The 4,406-nt window shown below is 63.6% G+C and carries 6 protein-coding genes; 2 read left to right on the top strand and 4 right to left on the bottom strand.

What is annotated here, in order from left to right:
• Positions 1–126: 126 nt before the first annotated feature.
• Positions 127–513, bottom strand: a complete 387-nt coding sequence (locus tag VK804_RS00750; protein ID WP_325366764.1) for a TfoX/Sxy family protein — start codon at positions 511–513, stop codon at positions 127–129.
• 129 nt (positions 514–642) lie between these two features.
• Between VK804_RS00750 and VK804_RS00745 the strand changes: the two genes are divergently transcribed.
• The gene (locus tag VK804_RS00745; RefSeq protein ID WP_325366762.1) at positions 643–1,470 is read left to right on the top strand and encodes a hypothetical protein; all 828 of its coding nucleotides are present in this window, start codon (positions 643–645) and stop codon (positions 1,468–1,470) included.
• Between the two features lie 132 nt (positions 1,471–1,602).
• Here VK804_RS00745 and VK804_RS00740 read toward each other — a convergent pair whose 3' ends face one another.
• On the bottom strand, positions 1,603–2,481 hold the full coding sequence (locus VK804_RS00740; protein ID WP_325366760.1) for a CoA ester lyase: 879 nt from the start codon (positions 2,479–2,481) through the stop codon (positions 1,603–1,605).
• Positions 2,482–2,580: 99 nt separating this feature from the next.
• Between VK804_RS00740 and VK804_RS00735 the strand changes: the two genes are divergently transcribed.
• Positions 2,581–3,234, top strand: coding sequence for a carbonic anhydrase (locus tag VK804_RS00735; protein WP_325366757.1), 654 nt, complete (start codon positions 2,581–2,583; stop codon positions 3,232–3,234).
• Between the two features lie 30 nt (positions 3,235–3,264).
• On the opposite strand, the gene VK804_RS00730 is transcribed toward VK804_RS00735, so the two are convergent.
• A complete protein-coding gene (locus VK804_RS00730; protein ID WP_325366755.1) occupies positions 3,265–3,810 on the bottom strand; it encodes a TIGR00645 family protein in 546 nt (181 codons plus the stop codon).
• A 134-nt stretch (positions 3,811–3,944) separates the two neighbouring features.
• A partial coding sequence (locus tag VK804_RS00725; protein ID WP_325366753.1) for an aspartate-semialdehyde dehydrogenase occupies positions 3,945–4,406 on the bottom strand: 462 nt, incomplete at its 5' end.

Below are 4,406 nucleotides of genomic sequence, written 5' to 3'. Positions count from 1 at the left end.
GCCAGGTGGCGTGACAGTCGTCGATCAACGCTGACGTCATCCTGAGGTGCCGTCGCACTTGCGACGGCCTCGAAGGATGAGCCCCCAGCAAGTCATCCTTCGAGGCTCGCCAAAGAGGCTCGCACCTCAGGATGACGTCTTTGCTCTCTTCGCACTTTTCTTTCTGACCGCCTTCTTCGCTTTCGGCCGTTTCTTTACCGCCGCGCGCTGCGCCGCTGCGAGCGCCGCCCTCGCCCAGCCGGCCAATTCCTCGGGATCGTCGAACAGCCGCGCCGGCAATTGCCAGTAGGAGCCGACCGTGACGGTCTTGGCCCTGGTTTGATACTGGAACGGCGTTGAGCCTTCCGCCTCAAATTGCGGAATGGTCGCTTCGTCGGCGCGGAAATACAGGCCGGCGCGCAGCGCCAGCGCAAAGTTGGTGCCGTCGGCCGAAATGCCGAAGCCGGAAAACATCGGGCGGATCGTGACCGGGCCGAATTCCGAAAACAGGTCGATCAGAAAGTCGCGGTCCATGAGGCTGGCCAGCTCTACGACGTCATCCTGAGGTGCGAGCCTCGAAGGATGACAATCCGTATCTGTGGCCATCCTTCGAGACGCCGCGCAAGAGCGCGGCTCCTCAGGATGACGGAGAACCATGTAACCATGCGGCCCGATGTCGTCACCTTCTGGCACGGCCCGCTCGATACGCTCCGGCTGACCTGCCTGAGATCGCAGGTCGCCGCCGGCCACAAGGTCACCGTCTACAGTTTCGAACCGCTTGGAAAATTGCCCGACGGCGTCGGCAACGCCGCGGCCGAAGCGATCCTGCCGCGTTCGTTCGCGGAGAAACTGCGCCCGACCGGTCCCGACGGCGTCTGGCGCGACTGGACCATCCTGCAATTCTCGGATTTTTTCCGGATGCGGCTGATGGCTGAAAGAGCCGGCCTGTGGCTCGACGCCGACGTGCTGCTCTTGAAGCCGGTCGAGATCGATCCGGCAAAACCCTATTTCGCCTGGGAGCGGCCGCGCCAGCTCGGCAATTCCGTGCTCTATCTGCCGCCTGACGACGCCATCGTGGCCGCGTTCGCCAAGCTGATGGCGCAGGACGCGCTGACGCCGGACTGGCTGGCGCTGCGGCACCGCCTGACCTTTGCGTTACGAAAACTGCGCGGCGGCTCGAAGCGGCTGTCGGATATTCGCATCGCGATCTATGGCCCGGCGGCGCTGACCGCGCTCGCCCGCAGAGCCGGCGAGTTGCACTACGCGCTGCCGAAGAAATCGTTCTACGCGGTGCACGCCGAGCCAAAGCTGTTCTTCGAGCCCTCGGATTTTTCCGCGCTGATCGGCGATCCCGGCATCATCGGCCTGCACGTCTCGCCGAAAGGCCGCGGCAACCAGCCGCCCGTTCCCGGCAGCCTCTACGCTTGGGCGGCGGAGCGGTTTGGGGCTCTGACTTACCCTCCCCTGGAGGGGGAGGGTCGACGCGAATAAAATGAGCGGCGGGGTGGGGTGACGGTCTCTCGTCTCGAACGGTGCCCGAGTTGAGAGATCACCCCACCCCGTCTCGCATCTTGCTTCGCGCGATACGAGCCGACCCTCCCCCTCCAGGGGAGGGTAAGGAAATCAATGCCCCATCGCCGCGATCGCGTCGGCGATGGCGATGGTGCGCCGGGCCATTTCGGCGTGCAGCCGCTCCACCATCTGTCCGTCGAGCGAGATCGCGCCGCGGGCAGCGTTTGCCGGCTGCTCGAAGGCTGTGATGATCCGGCGGGCGTGGGCGACTTCCTCTTCCGGCGGGGTGAAGATCGCGTTGCAGGCGTCGATCTGGCCGGGATGGATCAGCGTCTTGCCGTCGAAGCCAAGGTCGCGCGCCTGCGTGCATTCCTGGCCGAATCCGTTGACATTGCTGAAATCGCTGTAGGGCCCGTCGAGGATTTCGAGGCCATAGGCGCGGGCAGCGAGGATGCAATGGGTGATCAGCGGCAGCATCGCCGCGCGGCCCGGCAGCATCCTGATCCGCGTCTCCCGCGAAATATCGTTCGGCCCGAACACGAAGCCGGAGAGCCGCATCTCGGCATCCTGAGAGGCGGCGGCGAGTTGCTCGGCGTCCAGCACCGCCTGCGCGGTTTCGATCATCGCCCACACCCTGATCGAGTCGTCGGCCTTGACGTGGCCGAGGCGGTCGGCGATCAGGCTGAGATCCTTCACGCTTGAAACTTTTGGAACCAGGATGCCGTCCGGCCGGGCCTTGCCGGCCATGGCGACGTCGTCGACCCACCAGGGCGAATCCAGCGCATTGACGCGGATCAGCACCTCGCGCCTGCCGAAGCCGCCGGCCGCGACCGCCGCGGCGATCTGGTCGCGCGCCAGTTGCTTGGCCTCGGGCGCCACCGAATCCTCGAGGTCGAGGATGATGCCGTCGGCCGGCAGGTTGCGCGCCTTTTCCAGCGCGCGGGCATTCGAACCGGGCATGAATAACAGGCTGCGGCGCGGGCGGATCATGAGGCGGTCCCTGAGATGGTTTCGAGCCCCACGCGATACCACTTCACCTGCCCAATCGAAAGGCTTGTTCCGGCTTGCCGCTTATGGTTAGCAAGCCTCATGCAGACATTTCCGCCGCGTCTCATCGAGGGCTACCGCGCTTTCACCTCGCAACGGCTGCCCACCGAGCAGTCGCGCTACCGCGAATTATCCGAGATCGGCCAATCGCCGGAAGTCATGGTGATCGGCTGCTGCGATTCCCGGGTGTCGCCCGAGGTGATCTTCGACGTCGGTCCCGGCGAATTGTTCGTGGTCCGCAATGTCGCCAATCTGGTGCCGGTCTATCAGCCCGACGGCGGAGCGCATGGCGTTTCGGCGGCGCTGGAATATGCGGTCTCGGTGCTGCGGGTAAAGCACATCGTGGTATTGGGCCACGCCCAGTGCGGCGGCATCCGCGCCTTCATCGACAAGATCGAACCACTCTCGCCCGGCGATTTCATCGGCAAGTGGATGGCGATGTTCATCAAGCCAGGCGAAATCGTCGAGCAGCGCGACCGCGAGACGATGCAGGATTTTACCGTCAGGATCGAGAAGGCCGCGGTGTTCCGCAGCCTGGAGAACCTGATGACGTTTCCCTTCGTGCGCACGCCGGTCGAGCGCGGTGAATTGCAGCTGCACGGCGCCTATTTCGGCGTCGCCGAGGGCTCGCTGTTCGTGCTCGATCGGGAGGCCAAGGAATTTCGCAGCGTGAGGGAAGAGGCGAATAGCGAGTAACGAATGACGAATGGAAATTTTTCCTATTCGCTACTCGCCCTTGTCCGCGCCCCAGCGATCTGACAGGGCCAACAACAGCGTCGAGATCACGAACACTAAGAGCACCGCGACCAGCCAGGCCATCTTGACGGCGTCGAAGGCGGCATCGATGTTCATGAACGCCTTCAGCACCTGGATCGTCGAAATCGCGACGATGGAAGCGAGCAGCTTCTGCTTCAGGCCGGCGAAATCCACCCGGGTCATCCATGCCGGCCAGTCCGGATGGTCGTCAGCATCGATCCGGGAGACGAAATTCTCGTAGCCGGAAAACACCACGATCAGGATCAGATTGCCGGTCAGCGTGACGTCGATCAGGCCGAGCACCCCGAGGATGATGTCGGTCTCCTTCGAGCCCGGCGCGTGCGTGATGAACTCCCACAGCAGCATGAAGAATTTCAGCATCAGCACCGCGAGGCTGACGACGAGGCCGAGATAGAACGGCGCCATCAGCCAGCGGCTGTTGAACAGCACGGCTTCGAGGCCGCGCTCGACGCGCTTCAGCTGCGGCTGGGGAGATGGCGCCGGCGGCTCGGTCATCGCAGTTCCGGCTCCCGCATCTCACTTGGTGCGTAGGGTGGGCAAAGCGGAGCGTGCCCACCAACTTGCTTTCTGCGTTCCGTATCTGGTGGGCACGGCGCGAAGATGCGCCTTTGCCCACCCTACGGCTTCTTTCACGCCGCCTTTTTCTTGGCGCTGATCAGCTTGCGGTTGATCAGGCATTCGGCGATCTGGATCGCGTTCAGCGCCGCGCCCTTGCGCAAATTGTCCGACACGCACCACAGCACCAGGCCGTTGTCGACCGTGGGATCGGTGCGGATGCGGCTGATATAGGTGGCATCCTCGCCGGCCGCCTCATAGGGCGTGACGTAGCCGCCGGGTTCGTGCTTGTCGATCACCAGACACCCCGGCGCGTTGCGCAGGATGTCGCGCGCCTCGTCGACCGAAATCGGATTCTCGAACTCGATGGTGACGGCCTCGGAATGGCCGACGAACACCGGCACCCGCACGCAAGTAGCGGTCAGCTTGATTTTGGGATCAAGAATCTTCTTGGTCTCCATCATCATCTTCCACTCTTCCTTGGTGTAGCCGTCCTCCATGAACACGTCGATCTCGGGGATGACGTTGAAGGCGAT

The organism is Bradyrhizobium sp., from assembly GCF_035484855.1.
In the GTDB taxonomy this organism is placed as follows: Bacteria; Pseudomonadota; Alphaproteobacteria; order Rhizobiales; family Xanthobacteraceae; genus Bradyrhizobium.
This window is presented reverse-complemented; position numbering and strand designations above follow the sequence as displayed.

What these genes read in the sequence shown, in the direction of transcription:
- VK804_RS00735 (WP_325366757.1), top strand. Translation starts at nt 2,581, where the DNA reads ATGCAGACATTTCCGCCGCGTCTCATCGAGGGCTACCGCGCTTTCACC.
- VK804_RS00740 (WP_325366760.1), bottom strand. Translation starts at nt 2,481, where the DNA reads ATGATCCGCCCGCGCCGCAGCCTGTTATTCATGCCCGGTTCGAATGCC.
- VK804_RS00745 (WP_325366762.1), top strand. Translation starts at nt 643, where the DNA reads ATGCGGCCCGATGTCGTCACCTTCTGGCACGGCCCGCTCGATACGCTC.
- VK804_RS00750 (WP_325366764.1), bottom strand. Translation starts at nt 513, where the DNA reads ATGGACCGCGACTTTCTGATCGACCTGTTTTCGGAATTCGGCCCGGTC.
- VK804_RS00730 (WP_325366755.1), bottom strand. Translation starts at nt 3,810, where the DNA reads ATGACCGAGCCGCCGGCGCCATCTCCCCAGCCGCAGCTGAAGCGCGTC.